This window comes from Streptomyces sp. NPDC048825, from assembly GCF_043198355.1.
GTDB lineage: Bacteria > Actinomycetota > Actinomycetes > Streptomycetales > Streptomycetaceae > Streptomyces > Streptomyces xiangluensis.
In genome coordinates, this window is the sequence record NZ_JBICUR010000011.1 from 98,451 (window position 1) to 124,892 (window position 26,442).

At 70.5% G+C, this 26,442-nt stretch carries 23 protein-coding genes, 2 tRNA genes, 1 other RNA gene and 1 pseudogene; 10 read left to right on the forward strand and 17 right to left on the reverse strand.

Annotated elements, in window-relative coordinates:
• The first annotated feature begins 1 nt into the window (after position 1).
• Positions 2-74: transfer RNA gene (locus ACGFNK_RS25710), tRNA-Gly, on the forward strand.
• Positions 75-131: 57 nt separating this feature from the next.
• Here the strand turns inward: ACGFNK_RS25710 and ACGFNK_RS25715 are convergent.
• From ACGFNK_RS25715 to ACGFNK_RS25755, 9 genes are all read right to left on the reverse strand, one after another.
• Positions 132-1,031, reverse strand: a complete 900-nt coding sequence (locus ACGFNK_RS25715) for a phosphoribosylaminoimidazolesuccinocarboxamide synthase (protein ID WP_393419570.1) — start codon at positions 1,029-1,031, stop codon at positions 132-134.
• A gap of 108 nt (positions 1,032-1,139) precedes the next feature.
• On the reverse strand, positions 1,140-2,660 hold the full coding sequence (locus tag ACGFNK_RS25720; protein ID WP_393419572.1) for a N,N-dimethylformamidase beta subunit family domain-containing protein: 1,521 nt from the start codon (positions 2,658-2,660) through the stop codon (positions 1,140-1,142).
• A gap of 409 nt (positions 2,661-3,069) precedes the next feature.
• Positions 3,070-4,926, reverse strand: coding sequence for a hypothetical protein (locus tag ACGFNK_RS25725; protein WP_393419574.1), 1,857 nt, complete (start codon positions 4,924-4,926; stop codon positions 3,070-3,072).
• A gap of 271 nt (positions 4,927-5,197) precedes the next feature.
• Positions 5,198-6,451 (reverse strand): phosphoribosylamine--glycine ligase, encoded by a 1,254-nt coding sequence (gene purD / locus ACGFNK_RS25730; RefSeq protein ID WP_393419576.1) that lies wholly within the window; start codon positions 6,449-6,451, stop codon positions 5,198-5,200.
• A gap of 348 nt (positions 6,452-6,799) precedes the next feature.
• A complete protein-coding gene (locus ACGFNK_RS25735; protein ID WP_393419578.1) occupies positions 6,800-9,256 on the reverse strand; it encodes a SpoIIE family protein phosphatase in 2,457 nt (818 codons plus the stop codon).
• 371 nt (positions 9,257-9,627) lie between these two features.
• Positions 9,628-10,053: a hypothetical protein gene (locus ACGFNK_RS25740; protein WP_393419580.1), complete on the reverse strand. Its 426-nt coding sequence runs from the start codon at positions 10,051-10,053 to the stop codon at positions 9,628-9,630.
• Complete coding sequence (locus ACGFNK_RS25745) at positions 10,050-10,334, reverse strand: CopG family transcriptional regulator (RefSeq protein ID WP_393419582.1); 285 nt, start codon at positions 10,332-10,334, stop codon at positions 10,050-10,052. Before ACGFNK_RS25745 ends, ACGFNK_RS25740 begins: the two co-directional genes overlap by 4 nt.
• Before the next feature lie 50 nt (positions 10,335-10,384).
• Positions 10,385-11,278 (reverse strand): phosphorothioated DNA-binding restriction endonuclease, encoded by an 894-nt coding sequence (locus ACGFNK_RS25750; protein ID WP_393419583.1) that lies wholly within the window; start codon positions 11,276-11,278, stop codon positions 10,385-10,387.
• 85 nt (positions 11,279-11,363) lie between these two features.
• Positions 11,364-12,497, reverse strand: coding sequence for a hypothetical protein (locus ACGFNK_RS25755; RefSeq protein ID WP_393419585.1), 1,134 nt, complete (start codon positions 12,495-12,497; stop codon positions 11,364-11,366).
• A 69-nt stretch (positions 12,498-12,566) separates the two neighbouring features.
• Here ACGFNK_RS25755 and ACGFNK_RS25760 point away from each other — a divergent pair, with 69 nt between their 5' ends.
• Positions 12,567-13,157, forward strand: a complete 591-nt coding sequence (locus ACGFNK_RS25760) for a TetR/AcrR family transcriptional regulator (protein ID WP_393419587.1) — start codon at positions 12,567-12,569, stop codon at positions 13,155-13,157.
• A 30-nt stretch (positions 13,158-13,187) separates the two neighbouring features.
• Here the strand turns inward: ACGFNK_RS25760 and ACGFNK_RS25765 are convergent, their stop codons facing one another.
• Positions 13,188-14,234, reverse strand: a complete 1,047-nt coding sequence (locus ACGFNK_RS25765) for a CU044_5270 family protein (RefSeq protein WP_393419589.1) — start codon at positions 14,232-14,234, stop codon at positions 13,188-13,190.
• Positions 14,231-14,848 carry an RNA polymerase sigma factor gene (locus tag ACGFNK_RS25770; protein ID WP_393419591.1) on the reverse strand — a complete coding sequence of 206 codons (618 nt, stop codon included), beginning with the start codon at positions 14,846-14,848 and terminating at the stop codon, positions 14,231-14,233. Before ACGFNK_RS25770 ends, ACGFNK_RS25765 begins: the two co-directional genes overlap by 4 nt.
• Before the next feature lie 493 nt (positions 14,849-15,341).
• On the opposite strand from ACGFNK_RS25770, the gene ACGFNK_RS25775 reads away from it, so the two are divergent.
• Complete coding sequence (locus tag ACGFNK_RS25775; RefSeq protein ID WP_393419593.1) at positions 15,342-16,820, forward strand: FG-GAP-like repeat-containing protein; 1,479 nt, start codon at positions 15,342-15,344, stop codon at positions 16,818-16,820.
• Positions 16,821-16,939: 119 nt separating this feature from the next.
• Positions 16,940-17,128 carry a hypothetical protein gene (locus tag ACGFNK_RS25780; protein WP_393419595.1) on the forward strand — a complete coding sequence of 63 codons (189 nt, stop codon included), beginning with the start codon at positions 16,940-16,942 and terminating at the stop codon, positions 17,126-17,128.
• On the opposite strand, the gene ACGFNK_RS25785 is transcribed toward ACGFNK_RS25780, so the two are convergent.
• Complete coding sequence (locus tag ACGFNK_RS25785; protein WP_393419921.1) at positions 17,082-17,282, reverse strand: hypothetical protein; 201 nt, start codon at positions 17,280-17,282, stop codon at positions 17,082-17,084. The two genes, ACGFNK_RS25780 and ACGFNK_RS25785, sit on opposite strands and share 47 nt — an antisense overlap.
• A 315-nt stretch (positions 17,283-17,597) precedes the next feature.
• Between ACGFNK_RS25785 and ACGFNK_RS25790 the strand changes: the two are divergent.
• Positions 17,598-17,921, forward strand: a pseudogene (locus tag ACGFNK_RS25790) (site-specific integrase); the annotation flags it as partial.
• Positions 17,922-17,978: 57 nt separating this feature from the next.
• Here ACGFNK_RS25790 and ACGFNK_RS25795 read toward each other — a convergent pair.
• A tRNA-Ser gene (locus ACGFNK_RS25795) sits at positions 17,979-18,066 on the reverse strand.
• 71 nt (positions 18,067-18,137) lie between these two features.
• On the opposite strand from ACGFNK_RS25795, the gene ffs reads away from it, so the two are divergent.
• Together ffs and ACGFNK_RS25805 are read left to right on the forward strand one after the other, a co-directional pair.
• Positions 18,138-18,236: signal recognition particle sRNA small type (gene ffs / locus ACGFNK_RS25800), an RNA gene on the forward strand.
• An 81-nt stretch (positions 18,237-18,317) separates the two neighbouring features.
• Positions 18,318-20,615 carry a DNA polymerase III subunit gamma and tau gene (locus ACGFNK_RS25805; RefSeq protein WP_393419597.1) on the forward strand — a complete coding sequence of 766 codons (2,298 nt, stop codon included), beginning with the start codon at positions 18,318-18,320 and terminating at the stop codon, positions 20,613-20,615.
• Between the two features lie 33 nt (positions 20,616-20,648).
• Here ACGFNK_RS25805 and grpE read toward each other — a convergent pair whose 3' ends face one another.
• The 4 genes from grpE to ACGFNK_RS25825 all read right to left on the reverse strand — a co-directional run bounded on the left by grpE (position 20,649) and on the right by ACGFNK_RS25825 (position 24,176).
• A complete protein-coding gene (gene grpE / locus ACGFNK_RS25810) occupies positions 20,649-20,795 on the reverse strand; it encodes a nucleotide exchange factor GrpE (protein WP_393419599.1) in 147 nt (48 codons plus the stop codon).
• Between the two features lie 118 nt (positions 20,796-20,913).
• Positions 20,914-22,740 carry a copper resistance CopC/CopD family protein gene (locus ACGFNK_RS25815; protein WP_393419910.1) on the reverse strand — a complete coding sequence of 609 codons (1,827 nt, stop codon included), beginning with the start codon at positions 22,738-22,740 and terminating at the stop codon, positions 20,914-20,916.
• A 168-nt stretch (positions 22,741-22,908) separates the two neighbouring features.
• Positions 22,909-23,688: an SDR family NAD(P)-dependent oxidoreductase gene (locus ACGFNK_RS25820; protein WP_393419601.1), complete on the reverse strand. Its 780-nt coding sequence runs from the start codon at positions 23,686-23,688 to the stop codon at positions 22,909-22,911.
• Positions 23,685-24,176, reverse strand: coding sequence for a cupin domain-containing protein (locus ACGFNK_RS25825; RefSeq protein WP_386340384.1), 492 nt, complete (start codon positions 24,174-24,176; stop codon positions 23,685-23,687). Before ACGFNK_RS25825 ends, ACGFNK_RS25820 begins: the two co-directional genes overlap by 4 nt.
• Positions 24,177-24,376: 200 nt before the next feature.
• On the opposite strand from ACGFNK_RS25825, the gene ACGFNK_RS25830 reads away from it, so the two are divergent.
• From ACGFNK_RS25830 to ACGFNK_RS25840, 3 genes are all read left to right on the forward strand, one after another.
• Positions 24,377-24,982, forward strand: a complete 606-nt coding sequence (locus ACGFNK_RS25830; protein WP_393419603.1) for an HhH-GPD-type base excision DNA repair protein — start codon at positions 24,377-24,379, stop codon at positions 24,980-24,982.
• 36 nt (positions 24,983-25,018) lie between these two features.
• Positions 25,019-25,852 carry a maleylpyruvate isomerase family mycothiol-dependent enzyme gene (locus ACGFNK_RS25835; RefSeq protein WP_393419605.1) on the forward strand — a complete coding sequence of 278 codons (834 nt, stop codon included), beginning with the start codon at positions 25,019-25,021 and terminating at the stop codon, positions 25,850-25,852.
• A gap of 189 nt (positions 25,853-26,041) precedes the next feature.
• Positions 26,042-26,338, forward strand: a complete 297-nt coding sequence (locus ACGFNK_RS25840) for a type II toxin-antitoxin system VapB family antitoxin (protein ID WP_003999914.1) — start codon at positions 26,042-26,044, stop codon at positions 26,336-26,338.
• Positions 26,339-26,442: the final 104 nt, after the last annotated feature.

A 26,442-nucleotide genomic window follows, 5' to 3' on the forward strand; every position in this document is an offset into this window, starting at 1 on the left:
TGCGGACGTAGCTCAGCTGGTAGAGCGCAACCTTGCCAAGGTTGAGGTCGCGAGTTCGAACCTCGTCGTCCGCTCAGGAAGAGGAAGCCCCCGGTGATCGGCCGGGGGCTTCTTCGTGTTTGCGACTCGTTTTACGACCAGCTTGTGCCGGTCAGGCGCTCGTACGCCTCCACGTACTTGGCGCGGGTCGCGGAGACGACCTGCTCGGGCAGGGGCGGCGGGGGCTGCTCGCTCCCCCGGTCCCAGCCGGAGTCGGGGGAGGTCAGCCAGTCGCGCACGTACTGCTTGTCGTACGAGGCCTGAGGGCGGCCCGGCTGCCACTCGTCGGCGGGCCAGAAGCGGGAGGAGTCCGGGGTCAGCACCTCGTCCGCGATGACGAGCTGTTCGCCGTCGAAGCCGAACTCGAACTTCGTGTCCGCGAGGATGATTCCGCGGTCGCGGGCGATGTCGCGGCCGCGGCTGTAGACGGCCAGCGTGGCCTGGCGCAGCTGCGCCGCGGTCTCCGCTCCGACCTGCCGGGCCACCTCCTCGTACGACACGTTCTCGTCGTGCTCGCCGACCTCCGCCTTCGTTGCGGGCGTGAAGATCGGCGCGGGCAGTTCCGAGCCGTCGGCCAGGCCCTCGGGGAGGGCGAGGCCGCAGACGGTGCGGGTCTCCTTGTACTCGGCGAGGCCGGAGCCGGTGAGATAGCCGCGGGCGACGCACTCGACCGGGATCATCCGCAGGGACTTGCAGACGACGGTGCGGCCCTCCCAGTCGGCGGGGGCGCCGGGCGGAAGGTCGCTGCTCAGAACGTGGTGCGGGACAAGGTCGGCGATCTGGTCGAACCACCACTGGGAGAGCTGGGTGAGGATGCGGCCCTTGTCGGGGATCTCGGTGGGGAGCACCCAGTCGTATGCGGAGATGCGGTCGCTGGCGACCATCACGAGGTCGCCGGCCTCGTTCTGGTACAGCTCGCGCACCTTGCCGGTGTGCAGATGCACCAGGCCCGGAACCTCGATCGGCTCGGGCTTTTCGACGAATCCGGACACGGTTCCTCCCCGCGGTGACGTGCAAGTGGCTCGATTCTCCCGTATGCGGGGGGTTGATTTCGCGCCGGGGCTCGTCGGGAGGAGCTGCCCGGGCCCGCCGGGATGGGGTCAGTCTCGCTTGCAGATGCGATCCAGCAGGTTGGCCGTGGCTCGCTGGATGCGCTCGTCGACGTGGCCCGGGCGGTCCAGGGCCGGGGACCAGGCGAAGGTGCCGGAGGCGAAGACGAGGGCGCCGGAGGGGGCGCGGTACAGGGACGTCTCCTGATGGCGGAGGGCGCCTTCGGCGTCGCGGTACGGGGAGTGGGCCAGGAGGATACGGCCCTGGTGTTCGGGTAGCGGGGTGCGCGGGAAGTAGCGGTCGGCCTCGCCTGCGACCAGGCCCTTCAGTTCGTCACCCTCGTGGGCGCCGGTGGCCTCCCACAGCCAGTGTTCGACGTTGCGGACGACCAGGGGGTGCGGTTCGGGGACCCGGCCCGCGTACTGGATGCCCAGGAGCTCCTGCTCCGGGCGGTCGATGTCGCGCCAGAGGGCGGGTTTTCCGGGGCCGCGGCGTTTCAGGCAGGTGAGCAGGCGGTCGGGTACGCCTGACGGGGAGGGGCTCAGCTCCGCCTGCCAGTACATGGTGTTGGCGGAGAGGAAGACGAGTGAGGTGCCGTGTTCGCGGGCGAGTTCGGTGGTGCGGCGCATGGGCACCGACCAGTACTCGTCGTGACCGGGGAAGACCAGGCCGCGGTAGCGGGTGGGGTCGACGCGGCCGGCGTGCAGGTCGCGGGCGTCGGCGTAGGCGAGGTCGTAGCCGTAGCGCTCGGCCCAGCGGATGAAGTCGTATGCGTGGCCGACGTGCAGCGGCAGGCCCGCGCCGGCGTACGGGCGGTCGAACGAGACCGTCGTCGCGGCGTCCGCCTCGCCGAGCAGCCGGCCGCTCTCGTCCCAGGCGTGGTAGAGGCTCGCGCCGGTGCGGCCGTCCTCGGGGTACAGGTTGTACGCCTGCCAGGTGACGTCCGGGAGGAGAAGCAGCAGGTCGGCGGGGTGGGTGTCGCGGACCGTGAAGGGGATGTGGGAGCGGTAGCCGTCGGCGGTGGTGAGGACGGCGACGTATGCGCCGATGCTCCAGTAACTCGGGATCTGGAGGCGCCAGGAGAGCCACCAGTGGTGGCAGGAGACTGTGCGGTCGGCGGTGAGCGGGGGCAGTTGCACAATGCCCTGGAGGCGGGGACTGGTGGTGATCTTTCTGGCGCCTTCGCCCGCGTAGTGGCCGATGCGGTAGATGTCCACGCTGAACTGCTGGGGCGGGTCGACAGTGATGTGGAAGTCGATGGCCTCGCCTGGCGCTGCCGCACCGGTGGAGGTGAAGCCCTTGATCTGACGGTGGACGTCGTCGGCCGCGCGGGGGGCTCCGGCGGTTCGGGGGGTGGGGATCTTCGGTGTACGGGTTGCTGTCCGGGTTGTGGTGTGGGCAGCGGCGGCTGGGGCAGGGTCCACGTCCACGTACCAGGGGACCACCTGGCCGGTGTCGTCGAAGTAGTGCTCGCTGCCGCGCAGCCAGGGGACGGGGCCCTGGCCGAAGGGGTCCGTCACGGCATGTGCCAACGCACCCGATTCCCAGCGGCGGATGTGTTCCGAGCCCATGCGTTGTCCCCTCCCTTGTGCCCCCATAAGCCCTTGCTGTGCGTATGACGCGGTATCAGCACATCACATTACGGAGGCGGAGGGTTACGTTTCGTTGTTATCGCCTGGCCCCGGGGCTGCGCCCCAGACCCCCGTGAGGGGGTGGGGGGTGACACTCGTGTCGCGGCTGCGGGTTCGTCGTGGCTCGTCGCGCCCCGCGGCGGAGCCGCTGATGTCACAGCCCCGCGCCCCTTGGGTGGGTGGTGGGTCGGGGCCGTGGGCCGGTGCGTCAGCCCGTCGCAGGCGGGGCGTACGACCCTGTGTCGGTACACAGTGCGGGTGGCCTGAGACAGAACCTAAGGCGACGGCCATACGACGCACCGGCCCACGTCCCCTCCCGGCGGTGGCCACCCGCACCCGGCAAACGAAATCAGACCAGCCGAACCGGCTTCTCCGCCCGGATGCCGACATGGCGGAGCCAGTCCCGGAGCGGCGCGGGATCGCCGTCCTCTATCAGGGTGAGGACTCGGGGCGTGAGGTCGGCGGAGCGTTCGCCGTTGATGAGGAGGGACGGGCCGTCCAGCCAGTCGAGGCCAGGGCTCGCACCGGCCGTGTCCATCGCAGCGCAGCAGACCATCGCCGTGACATGGTCCGTGAGGACTTCGCGCGCGGTCCGCGGCTGCTGCAGCGGAAAGAGCGGCAGCATCCCGTCGTCCCAGAGGGCGGCGTCCGGACCGCCCTGGCCGACGGGGCCGCCGGCCAGCGGCGATGCGGAACGTATCGTCGGCGCCACAGCCTCCTCGCGGGCGAGCTCCGCACTGAGCCCCGCCGCCAACGCAGCGGTTCGCGCGTTCGCGACGCCACCTCCGTCGTCGTCCTCGTACGCATGCGCCCCGGATGAATCTGGGGGCTCGAGCGGCGAGGCGGCGTCGCGCGGGGCGTCCGGTTCGGCCGGGGCCGTCTCCTGAGGGACCCGCGCCGTATCACCGCCCCCGTCGTCCCGTTCCGCTCCCGTCAGGTGATCCATCACCCGCGCCAGCGTCGGTCCCCCGGGCGCCAGGACCGTCGGATCCGAGGAGCGGCTGACGCCCTGTGCGTCCAGCACCCGGTGCAGCCGCGCCGCGTCCATACGCCACTTGCGGTCGACGACCTCATCGGGGTACTCACCCCAGTCCACAGGTGCCCAGTCGGGGCCAGGCTCGGCAGGGCCACCGTGGAAGAGGCGAGCGGCGAGGAGAGAGGCGGCCTCGTCCATCACACCGGGCTCTTCCAGGAGGTCACAGGCCGGGCGCTCGCCCAGGCGGGAGGCGAACCCCTCGGCGAGGCGGTCACGCCGGGACAGTTCGGTGAGGGCCGCGACGACGCCCGCGTCCAGGCGGGACGGCCAGCGGCCCATACGCCAGGCCGGGAGCGCGACGCGGGTCAGCAGCCGGTCCCAGCCCGCATACGCGAGCCCCACCTGCTCCTGCGCGACGATCCGCAGACCGTAGTCCACAGCCTGTGCACGGTCGGCTGCCGCCGCCGCAACTCCCCGCTCCATCTCCGCCGCATGGCCGCGGCAGCTGCGCAGAAGCAGCCGCGCGACCCAGCCGACTCCGGCGAAGGCCACGTGGGGGACACCTCCACGTGCGGGGGCGGCCGTCACCGCCACCGCCGCGTCGAGGCCCCGTACAAAACGGCGGGCCGCGGCTATGTCGGGGTGCGCCGACGGTCCCGTACCCGCGACGACCGGTGCGAGGACCGCGCGCAGCTCCCCGACCCGCATCCACCACAGGAAGGGCGAGCCTATGACGAGGACGGGCGCGGCGGGCGTGCGGGTCTGGAGGCCGCGTACGCCTGCTATCTCGTCCGGGGACTGAGGCCGGGGTGGGCCGTGGGCCGGATGGGTGCGGTCCTCCAGCCAGCTGTCGCAGTCCGGGGTGAGCGCTATCGCGGAGGGGGCGGGCACCTCGAGGCGGTCGGCCAGGTCCCGCACCATGCGGTACAGATCGGGCGCGGACTCCTCGGGGATCGGGATCGTGGGGCTCACGGCCGGCCGGGAGCGGGCGACGACCAATGCGATGCCCACGGCGGCGAGGAGGGCCAGGAACGCGACGGCGGCCAGGATCCAGCTGGCGAGCCGCCAGCCCGCGCCGTCCACGTGGTCCATGGCCCCGGCGACGAGCAGGACGACGGCGACGGCCGTGGGCAGCAGGGCGACGGCCAGCGCCCTGCTGCGGATACGCAGCACGGCGAGAGCCCGGGAACGCGCGCTCTGCGCGCCCGCCTCCACACCCGTACCGGACACGACCGGTGTCACCCCCTAAAGCCGCCCGGCGCGTGCATACCCAGCCACTGCCGGCGGACGTCCATGGCGTTGCTCACTCCCCCACTGTGGCACCCAGGACTGACATCGCAATGCCGGTGGGCCAAGTGCCGGACCGCTTGCGCCGCACCCTAGTTGGGGCTCTGGCCCACGTCAGCCGGATAGGGGATCGGTCACTCGATGGAATGGCTTTGGGGAGAGGTGGCTGACGGGAGGGGTGAGAAAAGCCTGATGGGAAGGGTGAGAAGGATGGCTACGATCCGGCCGCCGCCTTGGCCGCGATGTCCGTGCGGTGATGCGAGCCGTCGAGGCGGATGCGGTCGACGGCCGCGTATGCGCGTTCGCGGGCCCGGGCCAGGTCCGTACCGCTCGCCGTGACGGAGAGGACACGGCCGCCCGCGCTGACGATCGCGTCGCCGTCGCGCCTGGTGCCGGCATGCAGGACGTACGCATACGGAGCGTCCTGTGCGGCCACCTCGTCGAGGCCCTCGATGGGGTCGCCGGTGCGCGGGGTGGCGGGGTAGTTGTGTGAGGCGATGACCACGGTGACGGCCGCGTCGCCGCTCCAGCGCAGGTTCGGGTGGTCGGCGAGGGTGCCCTGCGCGGCGGCCAGGAGTACGCCCGCGAGCGGAGTCTTCAGGCGGGCCAGGACGACCTGGGTCTCGGGGTCGCCGAAACGGGCGTTGAACTCGATGACCCGTACGCCCCGGCTGGTGATCGCCAGGCCCGCATAGAGGAGGCCGGAGAAGGGCGTGCCCCGGCGGCGCAACTCGTCGACGGTCGGCTGGAGGACGGTGTTCATGACCTCCTCGACCAGGTCGGCTTCCGCCCACGGGAGGGGCGAGTACGCGCCCATGCCACCGGTGTTGGGGCCCTCGTCGCCGTCCAGGGCCCGCTTGAAGTCCTGGGCGGGCTGCAGCGGGACGACGGTCTCGCCGTCCGTGATCGCGAAGAGGGAGACCTCGGGGCCGTCGAGGAACTCCTCGATGACCACGCGGTCGCAGGCGTTGGCGTGCGCCCTTGCCTTCTCGAGGTCGCCGGTCACGACGACACCCTTGCCGGCCGCGAGGCCGTCGTCCTTCACGACATACGGAGCGCCGAAGGCGTCGAGCGCCTCGTCGACCTCCTCGGGAGTGACGCAGACGTAGGAGCGGGCGGTCGGGACGCCCGCGGCCGCCATCACCTCCTTGGCGAAGGCCTTGGAGCCCTCGAGTTGCGCGGCCTCCTTGGAGGGGCCGAACGCCGGGATGCCGGCATCGCGCACGGCGTCGGCGACCCCTGCGACGAGCGGTGCCTCCGGGCCTACGACGACCAGATCGGCGTCGAGCTCCGTGGCCAGCGCGGCCACGGCCTTGCCGTCGAGGGCGTCGACCTGGTGCAGCTCGGCCACCTCGGCGATGCCCGCGTTGCCGGGGGCGCAGTGCAGGGCGGTGACGGCGGGATCGAGGGAAAGAGAGCGGCACAGGGCGTGTTCGCGGGCACCGCTGCCGATGACGAGGAGCTTCACGGGGTCAGCCTAACGGGGCTGCCTCCGGCGGTCGGGCGGGGCGGCTGTGGGGGTGGTGGGCCGGGGTGCCTTTGACGGGTGCGGGTTGTGTGTGGCTGGTCGCGCTTCCGGTCGCGGCCCGAGTCCCGCACGCGGCGCGAAGGGGAGCGGCTCGGCGCGTTGGCCGAGTGCCTCGGCCTGCGGGACGTCCAGAGAACGTGACAAGGGCTCGACCCCTTCTGTGGTCCGAGCCTTCTGCCTGACAGGGACAGGAGATCGGCAACGAGCTCGCGCGCGGGAATCCGCCGGCGTTCTCCTCACCCGTAGGTACCGCATCGCGTAGTCGCGCGGAGCTGCCGCAGGCGGGCGTCAGCTGTACTCGACACTCTGTTCCGCCCAGATCGTCTTGCCCTTGGTGGTGTGGCGGGTGCCCCAGCGCTGGGTCAGCTGAGCGACCAGGAGCAGGCCTCGGCCGCCCTCGTCGTAGGTTCGGGCGCGGCGCATGTGGGGTGCCGTACTGCTGGCGTCCGAGACCTCGCAGATGAGACTCCGGTCGTGGATCAGACGCAGCTGGATGGGCGGCTCGGCGTGCCGTATGGCGTTGGTGACCAGTTCGCTGACGATCAGCTCGGTCACGAAGGCCGCATCGGTCAGACCCCATGCCGCCAGCTGATCGACGGCGTTCTTGCGGGCGTCGGCGACGGTGGCGGGATCCGGGGCCACCTCCCAGGTGGCGACCCGGTCGGCCTTGAGTGCCCGGGTGCGGGCGACGAGGAGAGCCACGTCATCGGCGGGCCGATCGGGGAGCAAAGTGGCGAGCACCGTGTCGCACAGCACGTCCAGGGAGGCCGCGGGACCGGCGAGGACCCGCCGCAGCCGGGCAACGCCGTCGTCGATGTCGTAGTCGCGGGACTCGATGAGGCCGTCGGTGTAGAGGGTGAGCAGGCTGCCCTCCGGCAGTTCCGTCTCCATCGCCTCGAAGGGCAGTCCGCCCAGGCCCAGCGGGGGTCCCGCCGGAACGGCGAGCAGTTCCGCGGTGCCGTCCGGGCTCACCACGACCGGGAGCGGATGCCCGGCCCGGGCCAGTGTGCAACGGCGGGAGACGGGGTCGTACACAGCGTAGAGACAGGTCGCCCCGACGTCTCCCGTGGTCTCCCCTTCTCCGGCGTTCCCGGCGGTCCGCTCCGCGCCCTCCGCCTCCAAGGCCAGGCGGCCCACCAGATCGTCGAGGTGAGTGAGCAGTTCGTCCGGGGACAGATCGATGTCGGCGAGTGTCCGTACGGCCGTACGCAGCCGTCCCATGGTCGCGGCGGCGTGGATGCCGTGGCCCACGACGTCGCCCACGACCAGCGCCACCCTGGCTCCGGACAGCGGGATCACGTCGAACCAGTCTCCGCCCACCCCGGCCCGGGCACCGGCCGGGAGATAGCGGAAGGCGACGTCCACCGCGGTCTGCTCCGGCAGCCGCTGCGGCAGCAGGCTGCGCTGCAGGGTTACCGCCGTGCTGCGCTCGCGGGTATAGCGGCGGGCGTTGTCGATGCAGACCGCCGCCCGGGCCGCCAGTTCCTCGGCCAGCACCAGGTCGTCCTCCTGGAACGGGTCGGGGTGCCGGTGACGAGCGAAGACGACGACGCCCAGCGTGGCTCCGCGTGCAGTCAGAGGCACGGTCATCACCGAGTGGAAGCCGAACTCGCGGATCCGGGAGGACCGGAGCGGATCCTCGGCCACCCAGTCGGCGATCGCCGGCTCGGTCACCTGGTACAGCACGGCGCGTCCCGACCGCAGACTCACCGCCGGAGGGGAGCCCTCCGGGTACTCGTCCACCTCACCCGGCGCGATGACCGCCTCCGGGCTTCCCGGATACACGGATTGGTGGGCGATGCGCCGCAGCGTGAGACGGCCGCCTGCCATCAGCGCTTCCGGGGGCTGCTCGGGCGGGCCGTCGAGGGACGCCAGGAGATCGACGCTGATGAAGTCGGCGAGTCCCGGAACCGCTACGTCCGCCAGCTCCTGGGCCGTCCGCGTCACGTCGAGCGTGCTGCCGATACGGGTACTGGCCTCGGCGATCAGCTGGAGGCGCTTGCGGGCCCAGTACTGCTCGGTCATGTCGTGCCCGGTGGACGCCACGCCCAGGACGCGGCCGTCCGGGCCCTCCAGGCGGTAGAAGTGGACCGACCAGGCGTGCTCACGGGTCTCGCCGGGGGCGCGCGCGTGGTTCTCCATGTACTGCGTCTCGCCGGTTTCCAGGGCCCGCCGCATCCGCCGCTCGACTTCCTCCGCCACCGGTTCGGCGAGCACGTCCGTCAGCCGCAGCCCACGCATGTCGTCGTCGTTCAGGCCCAGTGCGTCCTGCCCGGACCGGTTGGACCGGCGGAAGCGCAGGTCCGTGTCGTACACCGAGGTCGCGCAGCACGGGGAGTCGAGCAAACCCCGCCTCACGAGCGCCTCGTCGTCACGATGGGGCTGCGCTCCGGTCACGGCGGAAACCAGGAGCCAGTCGTGGGGCGCATCGTCCGGCATCCTGTGATGCGCCAGGACCCTCGCCTCCAGGTGGTGGCCGTCGCGGTGCCGGAGAGCGAGCGTGCCGTGCCACCTCGGCAGTTCCGAGAAGACTGGGAGGTCGCTCGTGGTGGGCTGCTCGGCGAGGAGTGAGGCCGCCGGCCGACCCAGGATCTGCGCCGACGCGTACCCGAGCAGGTGCTCGGCACCCTCACTCCACCCGGTCACGGTGCCGTGTTCGTCGACGTTGGCGCGTGCGGTGGGCGCCTCGCCTGCGACGTCCCCGACGGAACGCGCTTCCTGGTCGTCGACGGCACGCCGTTCCATGATCGCTCATCTCGCTCTACTCGCGTTCTCGACCGCGCTGAGATCCGCACAGCTCAGGGCACGTGTCGCCGCGGCACTTGAGAGCGCACCACACACCCCGACATTCGATCCTTTTTGGTACTTACCCGCCAAATCATCATCATCACGCATGAAATGCCGAACCCCCAGATCAGCGACCTGGGTTGTTGCGGCATGGTCCGGACCACTCGATGTGAGTGCCCAGCGGTGGGCATGTAGGACGGCGTGGCCCTAGCCGCGGCCGATCATCCACTTGTTGACCGGGGTGGTGACCAGGAAGGCGACCCCGACCCGCCCGCAGCGCCGACTGGAACAGCCCGTCGGACCAAAGGTCGGCGTCGGCTCTCCTCCGTTCACACCTTCCTGACGACGATCGTGTCCGGAACCAGCCTCTCCAGGTCGTCGACGTCCGAGGTGAAGACGGTGACCTGTCCCTTCTGCTGTCGCGCGATGACGGCGAGTACGGCGTCGATCGCGTACTTGTGGCCGTGCAACTTGGCGTCCGCCAGGAGCCGGCGGGCCTGGCGGGCCTCGTCCTTCCCGATGACGACGACCTGGAGCCGGGACAGTACCCAGTCCCAGCGCTGTTCGGTCGTTCTGCCGTCGTACGCCTGGACCAGTGTCATCGGGGACGTCACCACCTCGGCTTCCCCTCGCGCCGCGAGGTCGAGCCAGGCGATCATCTTCCGGTCGCCGCGCACGGCCAGGGACAGGGCTTCGCAGTCCAGTACGAAGACGCGGAGCGGCCGCTGCCCGTACTCACCGGCCCGCTTCTTCACGCGGCCTCTCCGCCGTTGTGCTCTGCGGTGGCGCGGCGCCGCTCGTGTTCGGCGTCGAGGTCCTCCAGCTCCTCGAAAGCTGCCGCATGCTCGTCCTCAGTGACGGGGCCGTGTTCTTCCTGCAGCCAGTCGACCAGTTCGAGGAGCCGGTCCTGGTCCCGGTCTCGCTTGAAGCGCAGCGCCTCGGCGACATACGCCGACAGGCCCCGCTCTGCCGCATCCGCGCGGATCTCGTCCAGGAGATCCTCGGGAATCGTCACCGTCACCTTCTTCGTCGCCATACAACAGACCATCCTTCTGGTATCGCGCCGCTTACCAGGGAATTCGGCGATCAGGCCGCCGTGACGGGTCGTGATCTGCCGTGGAAGACCTGGCTCGTGTGCCAGGAACGGTGGGCCGCCGCTATGGGGCGGGCGCCCGGCTGAGGGCCGATGAGCGGACGGCCCGCGAGCGCGATGACGTGCTCGCGGGCGGCGGGGCTGCGGCCGACGAACTGCTGCGAGACCAGAATGTGGTGGCCGTCCCCTATGCCGAGGACGCCCTTGTCGAAGAGCTTGTGGTGCAGCGAACACAGGCACAGTCCGTTGTCAATGTCGTCCGGGCCGTCGAACGCCCACCAGCGCACATGCGCGGCCTCCAGCCCGACCGGAACCGCTCCGATCCTGCCGTCGTAGCCGCAGAAGGCGCACTGATACTCGTACGCCGTCAGGACCAACTCCCGCATACGCGGATCCCGCTGCCTCCGCACAGTCGCGAGCTGTTCGGTCTCCGCCGGCTCCAGTTCCAGTCCGACGGCTTCGCACAGTTCACCGTGGAGCGAGGGCGGGAAGTTCAGGTCGAGCAGGACCCGCGCCATCCGGCCGAGCAGCGACGGCTCCCGTCTCAGCGCCACCCGCAGTTCCGGCACCAGCCGCCCCGCAGCTCCCGTGGCTCGCAGCTCCGTTACCCCGCTGCCAGGGCTGCCTGGTCCGCGATCGGTACGCACCTCCCACACCCCGTCGCTCACCAGGTGGTGGAACGGATAGGCGGGCGTCGTCTTGTTGGGCGGCCCGTATTCGGCCAGGAGTTGCCGCAGGTCCTTCTCCACCGCGCTGTACTGCAGTTCACCGTCGCCGGACCGCTGGAACCGGCCGAGGGCGTACAGGAACAGCAACGGCTTGTGGGGAGCGCGTGCTCCGCTTCTGCTCCACTGCCTCAGCTTCGCGGTGCGCTCGAGCCAGTCCATAGCCGGTGATCGTAGTGCGATGCGCCGAACTCCTGCCCGTTCAGGGGCTGTTCCAGGTCAGCTGCTCCAGGTCTGCTGTTCCAGGTCAGGGGACGTCCGTGTTCCGACGTCCGGAACTGTTCGCGCAGGGTGTCGGCTGAAGGGCTCCCAGGACCCAGCGCATGTGCTTTCCGCGGGTCACGATGAGCACCCGTACGCCGTCGTCCTCGCACTCCAGGACCAGGGACCGCAGGGCATTTCCGGCGCGCGCCGGGTCCGTCCAGTAGGGCGGGCGGACGCGGATCGGAGTCAGGGTGGGCGGCACCTGCCGGCGGTCGGCGGCGCCGGTCCGGTCCGGGGTCGCCGCCAGACGGGCGGGGCCGGCCACCAGATATCCCTTGCGGGATGTGCCGGATGCGTACGGGATCTCGCCCAGGATCCGGCCCGGGAAGACCTGCTCCGCGGCAGGCACGGCCGGGGTCACGGCAATGGTGTCGTCACCGCGTCGGCGCCACCACAGAACCAGCGCGGCCACCGAACAGGCAGCCACGACCACCAGGGCACACACCCCGACGAGCCGGAATGCCGCCGCAGGGCTGTCGGTGGGCCACGGCGCGAACGCCCCGCCCGCGGTGAGGCAGAACCCACCCGTGATCGGGACACCGGCCTGCCATCCGGCGGTCCTGGGCGGGCCACCGGAGAGCCGGGCGTGCCAATACCAGAGCCACAGGTAGAGCAACCCGTGGAAACCGACGGCGAGGCCCCAGGCACAGAAGAGTTTGTAGTCGCCGCGCGGGTCCGCGGTCGTGTACCGGCGCCCGGAATCGAAGTCGACGTACCGGATCTGCCCCCGCCAATACGTGACCTCGACGCGCGCTTTCGCCCGGGCGACCGGGTGCTCCTGCGCACTGCCCGCGATACGGGTACGGCTGGACGTCCCGTCGGCCTCGGTGATGTACAGCCAGTACGAGGACGTCTTCCGTCCCGTTTCGCGCTCGGTCCGGTCGATGCGCGCCGCGACAGTCCACAGGCAGTCGTCGTCGCGGCGGTCCGGCCCGTCGCTGCCGGACGCGCAGCCGACCGCGGCCCTGAAGGCGCGTTCGTCGTCGAGCGCGCCGGCCATGCTGACCAGCAACAGCCATGCCGCCACCAGCACACCCACGGAACCGATCACCGCGGCGGCCCGGGTCGCCGTACGGTTCCTGGGGAGGGGACTGTCAGTCTTCGCCGCCAGAGTCACCCGAGCATTCTTCGCTCCTGACGGCAGAACGGAACACGGGCGATACGTGCACCCCTCGAGCTCTCCTCATTGCCGGGAACCGGCATTTGGCGGCGTTCGAGCGGCGGGCGCCCACGGACGCTACGGAACCCCGCCTTCACCTACGAAGCGGTCGCCGCCCGCGCCGGCACGAGCAGACCCGTGCTCTACCGGCGCTGGCCGCAGCGAGAGGACCTGCTGCTGGCCACCCTCAAGAAGTTCTGGCAGCCGATCGCGGTGCCCGACGCCGGCAGCCTCCGCGACGACGCGATCAGCTTCCTGCGCAAGGCCCACGCCGGCCGCGTACAGATGGTCACGATGATGAGCGTGCAGCTGATGGACTACTTCCGCGACACCGCCACCACTTTCAGCGAACTGCGCGAAGCCCTCATCCCGCCGGGCCGGGCGACCCCCTTCGAGATGATCGTCGCCCGCGCGGTCGAACGAGGCGAACTGCCCGACGCGCCCCGCTCGTCCCGCGTGGTGAACCTGCCGTTCGACGTGTTGCGCCACGACATGCTTCTGACGATGCGCGAGGCGTCGGACGAATCGATCGTCGAGATCGTGGACGAGGTGTGGCTACCGCTGCTGGGGGTGCCCGGGACTCCACCCGCGCCGTCGACTCCGACACGACCGGCCTGATCCCGAAGGGGCTCCTTCGGGATCAGGGCGTCAGCGGTCGGTCTTCGCGGGCGCCTCGCCCTGCCGGTCGACGACCGTGCGCTTCATGATGGCGCTGGTCCCGGACAGGGTGTCGGAGGTGATCCCCTTGACCTCGTCCTTGGTGATGTACGAGCGCGAGCCGAGGAAGGCCAGGGTGTCCTTGTCGAAGATCCACTCGTCACGGGTCGCGGAGGAGGCATCTTCGCGTGTGATGGCGATGCCGTGCCGGCCGGCGGCGTCGACGGCGTCCGGGATCTCCCGCACGCCGGGGATCTTCGCGGCTGCCTTGTAGAACGCGGAGGCGTTCGCCGGCGGCATGATCGCGTTGCTCACCAGGCCGCCGATCTCGGAGAAGACGGCCTGTTCCTTCGACTCGCCTTCGTTCACCCGGGTTTGGGCGTAGAGCATGTCGAGCAGCGCCTCTGGGTCGGTGGGCAGGGAGGCCAGCCACTTGTACGTGGGGTGTTCGATGCCCGCCTGGACGGGGTCGGGGTTCTCGATGGGGAGCAGCTGACCGGACATCACGGCGCCCTTGCCGGATTCACGAAGCCAGCCGGTCCTGGTGACGGGGCCGGGGTCCTGCGACGTCCACGTCTCCCACTTGTGCAGGGCACTGAGCCGCACCGGACCGTCGAAGGTGCCCTCGTTGGAACGGATCAGGCTCTCGACGTACACGAACTGCCCGTCCTTCACCGGCGTCGCGTCGGTTGCCATGGCTGCCACGGCGATCCGGTTGAGAGTGGCGGAGGCGCTGTTGGCGCCGGCGGCTCGGGTCACCGGGGCGGAGGTGTCGTCACTGGTGGAGAGCGTGATGATCAGCGCTCCGGCCAGTGCCATCGACGCGAGGGGCAACAGCACCACTCCACGCGCCAGTCGACGGCGTGGTGTCGGGCGCGCCTGAGTGGAAGGGGTGCGGTCGTGGTCGATGTGCTCCATCAGAACGTCCTTGTAGTGGAGGTGTCTGCTCGGCGGGAGGTCCCATTCGGCCGGAGCCGACAGCAACTCCTCGGCCTCACTCCGGGCGGAACCGGGGCGCGGCGGATTGTTGTTGTTCATCCGGTTTCCTCCTGCAGAAACTTGGCCGCGAACGCGGCCTCACTCTCCTTCTCTCCGCGACGACCCTGCGGTTCCGCCTTCGCGCGGTCGAGTTCACCGCTGATCCGGGCGAGCCGCGCACGGGCGCGCGACAGCCGCGACCGCACGGTGCCGACCGGGATGCCGAGCGCCTCGGCGGCCTGCTGGTAGTCCAGGCCGGCCGACACGCACAGGGCGAACACCTCGCGGTCCTGACGGCGCAACCGGCCCAGCGCCTCGTGAACCACCGCGAGACGGCGGGCGTCATCGATCCGGCCGGCCGTCTCGTCCGCGAAATCCTCGACAGAACGGGGTTCCGGGCTGCGCGCCAGGAAGGCAAGCCGTCGGCGCAGCCCACGGTTGGCGTTGAGCGCCTTGTGTGTGGCGATGCCGAGCAGCCAGGGCTTGAGCGAACCGCCCTCCGGCTCCACCGTCTCCCGGGTACGCCAGGCTGCGAGGAAGGTCTCGGACATGGCCTCCTCGGCCTCCGACCAGTTGCCGGTCAGGCGCAGGGCGTGGTTGTAGACCGCCCGCGCATGCTCGTCGTACAGGTCGGCGAAAGCCGCACGATCCCCTGCCCGTATGCGCGCACGCACCGGCTCCGATGGTTCTGTTTGCCTCACACTCGTTACTCTCCGCGGCTCCGGCGGCGTTCCTGTGGCCTCCGCCACACCACTGCCACGCGCCGACTACGACCACGCGCTCCCCCTGGAGCCCGACTACGGCTCCGCCCCCGTGCAAGCCGGGGTGCCTCCCTGGACAACCTCGGCGCCCACGGGGAGGCCGCCGACGACAAGGAACGCGCCGCCCACCCACCATGAACACCCCGTGAACCCGCACCAACAGTTCCTTGATGTGGGCCCCGTGTGACTCCTGGGGCAGGAGTGGCTGCGGATCTGTGAGTTAATCTTGCCGCCGACTCATTCATGATCAACAGTCGGCCGAACGACCACCTGCATTGACGTTCGTTCTCCCACCCCCCACGCCAGGTCCATGGATCCCCGACTGGGGTCAGCGCGTTTTCACACCGGGAGACATCGCGTGACATTTGAATCAGAAAGACACAGCTCGTCCGGACACAACCATCGCATGGCGACCGCCGTCGTTCTCGCCGCACTGACAGGCGGTCTGCTGGTGCCCACAGTCGCGGGCAGCGCCTTTGCGGCGACCGGCGATCGCGCCTCGGTGTCCGGCCGTTACGGGGACTTCAACGGCGACGGCCATGTCGACCTCGCCGCCTCCGCCCCTGACGCCACGGTCGACGGCGTGACGGGTGCCGGAGCCGTCACCATCGCGTACGGTTCCGCGGACGGCGCAGGCGCCACCCAGGCCGAGCGTGTGACGATCAGTCAGAGTTCCAAAGGCGTCGGTGGGCAGGCGGAGGCCGGTGACCACTTCGGCTTCTCCGTGGCCATCGCCGACTTCGACAACGACGGCTTCGCCGATCTCGCCACCGGTACCCCGGGCGAGGGCGTCGGGGACGACCCGGACGCCGGCATCGTCCAGATCCTGTGGGGCTCGCCGACCGGTCTGTCGAGCAGTGCCAGGCTCGCCGATCCCACGAGCTCCGATCAGCACGCCCACGGTCGGACCCTTGCCGCGGGTGACTTCAACGGCGACGGCAAGGACGACCTGGCCGCCGGCAACACCTCGGCCCAGGCCTGGCTGTACGCGGGCGGTATCACCAAGGAGGGCGCCGACAGCGGTACCTATCCGCTGGGCAACCTGAATGCCTGGGGAGGTGAGGTCGTCGCCCTCACGGCCGGTGACGTCACCGGTGACGGCGCGGACGACCTGCTGTTCAACCACGGCGAGCTCTACCAGAGCGGCGGTGACGCGAGCACGCTGGGCCTCCAGCCGCCGGTCACCGTCGGGGGCGGTCGCGACAGCTACTCCTCAGTCTTCGGGGACATCAACAACGACGGCTACGGGGACATCGTCGTCGGGCGCGCGGGCGACCACGGTGGCCAGATCACCTACCTCCCGGGCCGACCCGTTTCCCAGACCGACCCCACCTGGACGGTGGACTGGGACAGGCGCCTCACCCTCGATCAGGGCGCTTTCGACACACCGGGTGACAACGACCTGTACGACCGGTACGGCGCCGGACTTGCCGCGGGTGACATCAACGGCGACGGCTACGACGACCTCGCCGTCGGCGATCCCAACGAGGACACCGACACCGACACCGTCGCCGACGCCGGGCACGTGACCGTCATGTACGGCGGCTCCATCGGGCCCACGATCACCAACCGTCAGGTCTTCGACCAGGGCACCGAGGGCGTCCCCGGCGAGAACGAGGCCGGCGACGGTTTCGGCTCCCGGCTGCTGCTCAGCGACCTCAACGGCGACGGCAGGAAGGACCTGACCGTCGCGGCGCTCGGCGAGGACGGCGGGAGCGGCGCGCTCACCACGCTCCTCGGCTCGGACATCACCATCACCGTCACCGGAGCACGCAGCCTGACCCCGACGTCCTACCTGCTGTCGACCGACGGTCAGCCGCACCTCGGCAGCAGCCTTCAGGGTCACCCGCCGATAACACCTCGGCCGCTCCCCGAGGCCGGGTAAGAGCGGTCCCGGCAACGGGACGGCCCAGGCCGGGGATCGCGCTCCCGGCCTGGGCCGATTGCGGACGGGGACGATGCCGGCCCGCCACCAAGGCGCGGAAGAAAGCCCGCATAGACCATGTGACGGAACGGGTCTCGGCTCGACTGCCTGAGAGCGGTGAAGCTGAGCTACTGGGCTTGCCAGACGGCGTGCGCGTCCTCAGTGTCCCGGTCATCGCGTGCGACGCCTCTGGGCAAGCGCTGCAAGTCTCTGACGTACGACTCAGGTGTGTGGCTGGCGGCTGGCGAGCCGGTAGATCAGGTACGTGAGCCCCAGAATGAAGTCGACGGCCACCCAAAGCCCGAGGATGAGGCCCGCTCCGATCGCGGTTCCGACATCGTTTGCGTCCTCACACAGTTCCAATTCGTCGCCTGTCAGGCCCCGGCACTCTTCGACGGTGCCGCTGACGCTTCCGATGCTCACGATGAGGCAGATCAGGAAAAGGATCTGGACAACGAGGAAGATCCAGAAGAAGACGCGGCGCTGTTTCCTTGGAGGAGGCGTGGGTTCGCCCTGATAGGGGTGACCTGGTGGGGGGCCTTGTCCCGGTTGTGGCCATGAGTCCGGCAGCGGTGCGGACCCGTGTTGATCACGTGGCCCCCATGACTTCGGTTGCTGAGCGCGGCGCCGTCTGTCCATGTCGCGCCCTCCTCCGTGCTGATGACTCCATGGTGCGCTGGAGGTACCGGGACTGCTCGCCGACCCGAGCCGCTTGCTAAGTCAGCCTGGATCCCTACCTTCGAATTTGCCGATCTGGATGCGGGGTACGTCCGTATCCGCAAGAACCGGCTCCGGCCCAAGTACGCGCATGGTTGTGGAGACGCCTCCTGCGGGCGGAAGGCTGGCTACTGCCCCAAGCGTGAGCAGGTGCGCCGAGAGCACAAGTCGACCAAGTCCCGCACCGGACGGCGGATGATCGGTCTGCCGGATCCGCTGATCAAGCTTCTCCGCCAGCACCAGGAGGAGCAGGAGAAGGAACGGATCGCGGCTGGTGCCGACTGGGAGGGCAAGGGATACGTCTTTGCCTCGCCGACGGGCGGCCCACTGAGCCCCAACACCGACGACGAAGGGCCCCACCGCGAACGGTGGGGCCCTTCGACATCGTGCCCGGTGAGGCACTGGCGGAGGATACGAGATTCGAACTCGTGAGGGGTTGCCCCCAACACGCTTTCCAAGCGTGCGCCCTAGGCCTCTAGGCGAATCCTCCGCCGGAAACATTACAGGACTCCGGGGAGTGGTCGCGAACTCGTTCGTGCCGGTCAGATCCTGTACCCTGTGCGGAGCCCCTCACGCGGCGCTATCTGACTGAACTCCCCCAGGGCCGGAAGGCAGCAAGGGTAGGTTGGCTCTGGCGGGTGCGTGGGGGGCGCTTGCGTTCCGGGGGTGCTTACGGGCCTGGCCACGAGGTTGTTCCGCGGGCGGTCCGGGTTGTCAGTGGGCGCCTATAACCTCGTATGTGTGTCGTCTCTCGCGCTGTACCGCCGTTATCGCCCGGAGTCGTTCGCCGAGGTCATCGGGCAGGAGCATGTAACTGACCCGCTGCAGCAGGCGCTGCGGAACAACCGGGTCAATCACGCGTACCTGTTCAGCGGGCCGCGCGGGTGCGGAAAGACGACCAGTGCGCGGATCCTGGCCCGCTGTCTGAACTGCGAGCAGGGGCCGACGCCCACGCCGTGCGGGGAGTGCCAGTCCTGCCGGGACCTGGCGAGGAACGGGCCGGGGTCCATCGACGTCATCGAGATCGACGCCGCCTCGCACGGCGGTGTGGACGACGCCCGTGACCTGCGGGAGAAGGCCTTCTTCGGGCCGGCCGGCAGCCGGTACAAGATCTACATCATCGACGAGGCGCACATGGTCACCTCGGCGGGCTTCAACGCCCTGCTGAAGGTGGTCGAGGAGCCACCGGAGCACCTCAAGTTCATCTTCGCCACGACCGAGCCCGAGAAAGTCATCGGGACCATCCGGTCGCGGACGCACCACTACCCCTTCCGGCTCGTGCCGCCCGGCACCTTGCGGGAGTACCTGGCCGACGTCTGTGGGCGTGAGGGCATTCCCGTCGAGGACGGGGTGCTCCCGCTGGTCGTGCGGGCCGGTGCCGGATCCGTACGCGACTCCATGTCCGTCATGGATCAGCTGCTGGCCGCCGCCGGTGCGGACGGCGTGACGTATGCCATGGCGACCTCGCTGCTGGGGTATACGGATGCGTCGTTGCTCGACTCCGTCGTCGAGGCCTTCGCGGCGGGGGACGGAGCCGCTGCCTTCGAGATCGTGGACCGTGTGATCGAGGGGGGTTACGACCCGCGGCGGTTCGTCGCCGATCTGCTGGAGCGGCTCAGGGACCTGGTGATTCTGGCCGCGGTGCCGGATGCCGCCGAGAAGGGGCTCATCGATGCTCCCGCCGATGTCGTGGAGCGGATGCAGGCCCAGGCCGGAGTCTTCGGTGCGGCCGAACTGAGCCGCGCCGCCGACATCGTCAATGACGGGCTTACGGAGATGAGGGGGGCCACCTCGCCCCGGCTTCAGCTCGAGTTGATCTGCGCACGGGTGCTGCTGCCCGCCGCGTACGGCGATGAGCGGTCCGTCATGGCTCGGCTCGACAGGTTGGAGCGGGGGGTCAACTTCACCGGGGCGGCGGCCGGGCCCGCCATGGGGTACGTGCCCGGGCCCGAGGTTCATGGGGGTGCGCAGGGCGGCTCCGCGTCGGTGCCTTCTGCTCCGCAGGGGAGCGGGCCGGAGGCGGCTCGGGCAGCGGTGCGGGGAGCAGCAGGGGCTCCCGGCGCCGGTGCTGGTGGGGCGGCTGGAAGGCCGCAGGAGGCAGGCTCCGGGCCGGCTCAGGCCGCCGCCGCCCAGCCCGCCCAGCCTCCGGCCGCACCCGCGCCGTCCCCTCAGCAGCCGCCTGCTCAGGCGCCGACGGGCCCTCCTCCAGGCGCTCCCGCCTCCGGGGAAGCGCCCGGCGCCTGGCCCACGGCGACGGCTGCGGGCAGCGGTCGCCGTCCCGGAGGGTGGCCGACGGCGGCGCCCGCGGGCGGGGGGCAGACTCCGGCCGCTTCCTCGTCTCCCACAGCTCCGGCGCCTGCGGGCCCGCCCGCGCCATCCGCCCCCGCCGCCCCTTCCGCTCCGGCGGCTTCCGCGAGCGGCGGGCCCGACCCCCGCATGCTGTGGCCGAACATCCTTGACGCGGTGAAGAACCGGCGCCGTTTCACCTGGATCCTGCTCAGTCAGAACGCGCAGGTCTCGGGTTTCGACGGTACGACGCTCCAGCTCGGCTTCGTCAACGCAGGGGCGCGCGACAACTTCTTGAGCAGCGGCAGTGAGGACGTGCTGCGCCAGGCGCTGGCCGACCAGTTCCACGTGCAGTGGAAGATCGAGGCGATCGTCGATGCGTCAGGGGGCTCGGCGGCCTCACCACCATCGACCGGGCCCGGCACCGGCGGGGGCTACGGATCCGGCGGAGGATACGGCTCCGGAAGCGCCGCCACTCCGCCCGCGTCCAGGCCCTCCGCTCCCCAGCAACCCGCTGCCCCCACGCCCCGGCCAAGCACCCCCCAGGCTTCGGCCACCACCGCTCCGGCCTCCGCACCGACATCTCCGACGCCGCCCCCGCGCCCCTCGGCTCCGGAGCCCCCGCCCGTCTCTCCGGAGGACGACATCCCGGAGGACGACGATCCCGACCTCGACGAGTCGGCGTTGTCAGGGCATGAACTGATCGTGAAGGAGCTGGGGGCGACGGTGGTGGAGGAGTTCTCGAACGAGTAGTAGCGCACTCACTCACCCGCGAACCGGCGTTCCTCATTCCGGCTCCCCCGGCCCCGTCACCTCCACAAAAGCCGGCCGCAGCAAGCGGTCGCCCACGCGATACCCGGTCCGGAGGATCTCCGTGCAGGTCAGGCTGTCGGCGTCCGGGGAAACGTGATGCCGGGCCGCTTCGTGACGCATGGGGTCGAAGGGGTCCCCTCCTCCCCGAAGGACTCGAGGCCCAGCGAACCGAGTTGGGTCTCCAGTGTCTCGGCGATGTCCTTCAGGCCGGGTGTCAAGGGCTCGAACTTCGGCAGGCTCAGGGCGAGATCTGCACCTTCCTCGACACCGTCACCTGGTCGATGTCCGAGGTGCGGACCGTGACCTTCATGGTCCAGGTGCCGGGGCGCGGGAGGTTGAGGGAGTTGGTGCCCCAGTAGCCGCCCTGGTCGGTGAGTTCGGCGTCGATGGGGCCGATCTTCTCGGCGGCCAGGGTGAAGGTGAGGCGGAGTTCGGGGACCGTGGCGACGCCCTCCGGGCCTATGACGATCGCCTGGACCGTGTTCTCGTTGACGCGGCCCGGCTCGAGGACGATCTGGACCTTGCCCTTCCCGCCCGGGGTGCCGACGTCGAAGGGGATCAAGGTCATCGAGGTCGTGGGCTGACCGGCCGGAGCGGTCGGCGCGTCCTGGGTCTCGGTGGCGGCCCGGCCCGGCTGGGTGCCGGTGAGAACCGTCGTGAGCAACAACACCATGACGCCCACGACGACTTCGGCCAGCACGGAACGGCGCAGGGCCTGGTGAGAGGGCGAGGCCTCGCCGGGTTCGCCAGGTTCGTCGGGTTCGCTGAGCTTGTCGAGCTCGCCGGGCTTATCGAGCTTGTCAGGATTGCCGGTCATCTCCTCACCCACGCCCCCGCCCCCCGTGCTCGCCCCCACCGTCTCCAACTCCCGTACCCGCACCGGCTCTCCCGTCGCGAGCAGCCCCGCCGCCCAGCGCCGCGAATACGCCGCCGCCCCCAACAGCAGCACGACCGCACACACCTTGGCGGCCAGGATCCGGCCGTACGACGTACCGGTGAGCGCCTCCCAGGAGCCGAGCCCCCGCCAGGACTGGTAGACACCCGTGACCACCAGGACCACCACGGACGCGAACGCGAGCCGCGAGAAACGGGTCACCGACGCCGCCGAGGGCGGTGTCTCGGCGCGGTACAGCGTGGTGAGCAGCGCCGCGAGGCCGCCCATCCAGACCGCCATCGCCAGCAGATGCAGTACGGAGGAGACGATCGCCACGGGAACCTGGATCCCCGCGGACGCGTGCTCTGCGGCGGCCCAGGTGACCGCCATCGCCACGGCGAGCACCCCGCCCGAGGCGAGCACGGCGGGCTTCGGCCGCTCGTCCACCCGCTCCTCCGCCTGTGGCTCCCGCGCTCCCAGTCGTACGAGGAAGACCGCCGCCAACGCCACCAGCACCAGCCTCGCCAGCAGCGCCCACCCCGGCCTGCCGCTCAGAGTGTCCTTGAGGAGGGAGAGGTCGAGGAGGGTCGCGGGGCCGGTTCCGCGGGCGTACGGGCCGCGCAGGAACAGCAGCGTGACGGTGGACAGGAGCAGGGTCCACCAGGCGAGGCGGAAGAGTTTCCGGAGGGCGGCGACGGAGGGCGGGCGGCAGGCGAGGACGAAGGTGGCCGCGCCGATGAGCAGCGCCCCGGCGGTGTACGCGGCGTACCGGGCCAGGTCGTAGAGCAGACCGGAGGCGGGGTGCACGGCGGGCTCGGCGGAGGCGTTCGCGGTGGTCGCCGAGGGCGCGCCGATGGAGAACGTGAACGCGCCCGAAATGGGATGGCTGTCCGCCGAGACCACCCGCCAGGCCACGGTGAACGTGCCCTGGGGCAGATCGTCCTGGAGCCGTACGCGCACGGTGTCGGAGCCGCCGGCGTGCTCGGCGGCGCCCGCGTTCATGCGCCGGTTGTCGGGGCTGAGGACCCGGATCGAGTCGTCGGAGATACCGACCGACTCGGTGAAGGTCATGGTGACCTGTTTCGGGGCGGTCTTGAGGACGGTGCCCTCGCGGGGGTCGCTGTCGCGCACGGAGGAGTGCGCGGACGCGGTTCCGGCACCGCCCAGCAGGAGCAGGGTGCCCAGCATCAGGGCGAGGGCCACCGCCCGGCGCGGCGCCGCCATCCGCGGTATTCGGCCCACGTTGCCTCTTCCTCTCCCTTTCCGCTGCGTACTTCCCCCTGCGCATCAAGCCCCGGTTGGAGATACGAATGTACGCAGCACCTTGCTCAACACCCCGCCCGCGCGCCCCGCCCCTCCTCACCACGTCGGTCGCGCCGACACCCCGCCGTCCACGACCAGGTCGTGCCCCGTGATCCACGAGGCCATCGGGGAGGCGAGGAACACACAGGCGTCACCGACGTCCTCCGGGCGGCCCAACCGGCCGGTGGGGACGGCCTGTTGCCAGCGCCGTACGCCGTCCGGCCAGGCCTCCGCAAGGCCTGCGCGGTCGATCAGCCCTGGTGAGACGGTGTTGACGCGGATCCCGTACGGACCGTACTCCAGGGCCGCCGACCGTGCGTGCATGACGACGGCCGCCTTGGACGCGGAGTAGTGGGCGTGCAGCGGAGCGGGGTGCGTGGCCTCGATCGACGCGATGTGGGTGATGCTCCCGCGGCTGCCGTCCCTGTCGTCGCCCTCTCGCATCACCTCCACCGCGGCCTGCGTACAAGCGAACGCACTCGACACGTTCGCGTCGACCACCGCCCGCCAGTCGGCCAGGGTCATGCCGGGCAGTTCCTGGACCGGCTGTACGCCCGCGTTGCCGACCAGTGCCGTCAGGGTGCCGCCGCCCCAGTCCGCGGCCTCGCGCACCAGGCGCCGGCACTCGGCCTCGACGGTGAGCTCGGCGTGCAGGGCGACCGCGCTGCCGCCCGCGTCCTCGATGAGCCCGACGACCTCGCGGGCCCCCACCGCGTCCGTACGGTAGTGAACGGCCACCGCCGCCCCCGCCTCGGCGAACCGCAACGCGATCCCCCGCCCGATGCCGCCCGAGGCTCCGGTCACCAGCGCGACCTGCCCGTCGAGCAGCCCGCTCACGGCCGGCTCAGCGCGGCGATCCGCACCGCCTCCGCCGGATACCGCGCGGTCAGCTCGGCCGCGTCCCCGTGCTCGTACCCGCCATAGGTGAACCCGGGCGCCATCGTGCACCCGAAGAACGACCAGGCGCCGCCCGCCACGACCCGCGCACCCATCCAGGTTCCCGCGGGCACGGTGAACTGGACGTACTGCCCACCGAGCACATCGGGACCGAGGACGACGGTGCGGGACGTACCGTCCGGGTCGAGCAGCAGCATCTCCAAGGGATCACCGAGATAGAAGTGCCACACCTCGTCGGTGGGGAGCCGGTGCAGCGCCGAGAAATCCCCCGGTTCCGACGTCAGCAGCACAACGATCGAGGTCCCCTCGGGCCGCCCGTCCCCCCGCTCGGGCCCGGCCCAGAGCTGCCGAAACCGCCCGCCCTCCTTGGGGATCGGCTCCAGCTGGAAGTGAGCGACAAGATCTTCGGGAGTGATGTCACTGGCCATCCCCTGACCATGCCTCACGGGGCCCCGCCGACGCACCCCCGAGTCGTTCGCGCCAGGCGTCCGCGCCCCGTACGGGGGGCGGGGCCCTGCCTGGACGGCTCGTCGGGTTACTGGCGGGAGGGGTGAGCGTGGTGTTCAGCGAGTGTGGAGGGCTGAGCGCCGGGCAGGCGTGACGAGGCCTGGGGGGCGATCCTCGAAGTATGGACGTGACCCTTCACCTCGCTCAGCAGCCCGAAGCCGACGAACTCCTCGGGCGCAGTCCGCTGGCCGCGCTGGTCGGGATGCTGCTGGACCAGCAGATTCCGATGGAGTGGGCGTTCGCGGGGCCGTACGCCATCGCCCAGCGGATGGGCGCGGACGATCTCGACGCACACGAGATCGCGGCATACGAACCCGAGGCCTTCGCCGCACTCCTCGCCACCAAGCCGGCCGTGCACCGTTATCCGGGCTCAATGGCCAAGCGGATCCAGCAGTTGTGCCAGTACCTGGTGGAGCACTACGACGGTGACGCCGCCGCGCTCTGGAAGGACGCGGCCAGCGGCACGGAACTCCTCAGCCGCCTCAACGCCCTCCCCGGCTACGGCGCCCAGAAGTCCCAGATCTTCCTGGCCCTCCTGGGCAAACAACTCGGCGTACGCCCACAAGGCTGGCGCGAGGCAGCAGGCGCGTACGGCGACCCGGAGTCGTTCCGGTCGGTCGCCGACATCACAGGCCCCGATTCCTTGGCGAAGGTACGGGCACACAAGCAGGAGCTGAAGGCGGCGGCGAAAGCGGCGAAGGGCTCGGGCAAGTCCGCGGACAAGTAGGGGAACTTCCGGTGGCGGAACACCTAGCGTTTCCGTATGACCACCTCCTTCGGGCCTGCCATCGACACCCGTCCCTTGTTCGTGCGTGAGCGCCGGGCCCTGCTCGACCTGCTCGGCTCGTTGGAGGCCGGGGACTGGGGGCGACCGACGGTCTGCCCGGGGTGGGACGTGCACGATGTGGTCGGCCATGTTCTCAACGACTACATGCGCCGCCTCTCGGGCCTCCGGGACGGGTGGAGCGGTGCCGTGTTCGCCGACGACGAGACGCTGCCCGCGTACGTGGCACGCGTGAACGGTGTCTTCGTCGAGGCGACCCGCCAGTGCAGCCCGCGCCTGATGGTCGAGTTGCTCGCGCACCTCGGCCCGCAGCTCGACGAGGTCTGGGCCGGCGCCCAACTCGACGCCCCCGCCGCCGTCGACGTGTCCTGGGCCTCCACGGACGAGCCCAGTCCCGCCTGGCTGGACATCGCCCGCGAGTACACCGAATTCTGGGTGCACCAGCAGCAGATCCGCGACGCCGTCGACCGCCCCGGTGCCGACGAGCCGGAGCTGCTCGGCCCGGTGATCGACACGTTCCTGCGCGCGCTGCCGCACACGCTTCGTACCGTGGGCCGGCCGCGGGGAACGACCGTACGTTTCGACGTCACCGGCCCCGCGGGCGGCACCTGGTGGGCAACGCGGGGCGCCGACCGCTGGCTTCCCGGCGCGTCCGGCGGCCAGGCCGCGGCGCGGGTGACTACGGACCAGGACACCCTGTGGCGGCTGGCCACCCGGGGCATCCTCCCCGCCGAGGCCCGCCGCCGTTCCGTACTGGCGGGCGACGAGCCCCTGACCACGGCCGCGACCACGCTCCTCGCGGTGGTGGCGTGACAACCGACCGGTGATGTCCGCCTCGTGCGGCACGCGACGTGTTTCCGTTTTGTTCAGGCCCCGCTCAGTAGGAACACACCAAGCCAACCGTGTGGAATTACCCTTTCCTGTTGCTTTGCGACGTGATTTCCAGGGCCCACTACGGCGCCTTGGCTGCGCCCGGAAGGTCATGACCGGTAGGCTTTCCGTGTGATCTTCAAGCGCATCGGAAACGGCCGGCCGTACCCCGACCACGGCCGGGAAAGCACCCGGCAGTGGGCGGATGTCGCGCCGCGCCCGGTCCGCCTCGATCAGCTGGTGACGACCAAGGGCCAGCTCGACCTGGAAACGCTGCTGGCCGAGGACTCGACGTTCTACGGCGACCTCTTCGCGCATGTCGTGAAGTGGCAGGGCGATCTGTACCTGGAGGACGGCCTGCACAGAGCCGTCCGCGCCGCGCTCCAGCAGCGCCAGGTGCTGCACGCGAGGGTCCTCGAGCTGGACTGAGCGACGGGGTTCGGCCGAGCGAGCCGACCCCCGCGTTGGGCCTTCCGGGTTGGACTGAGCCTGGCATTGATCATCTAGTAGGCATTGCCGCTCAGGCGCACTAC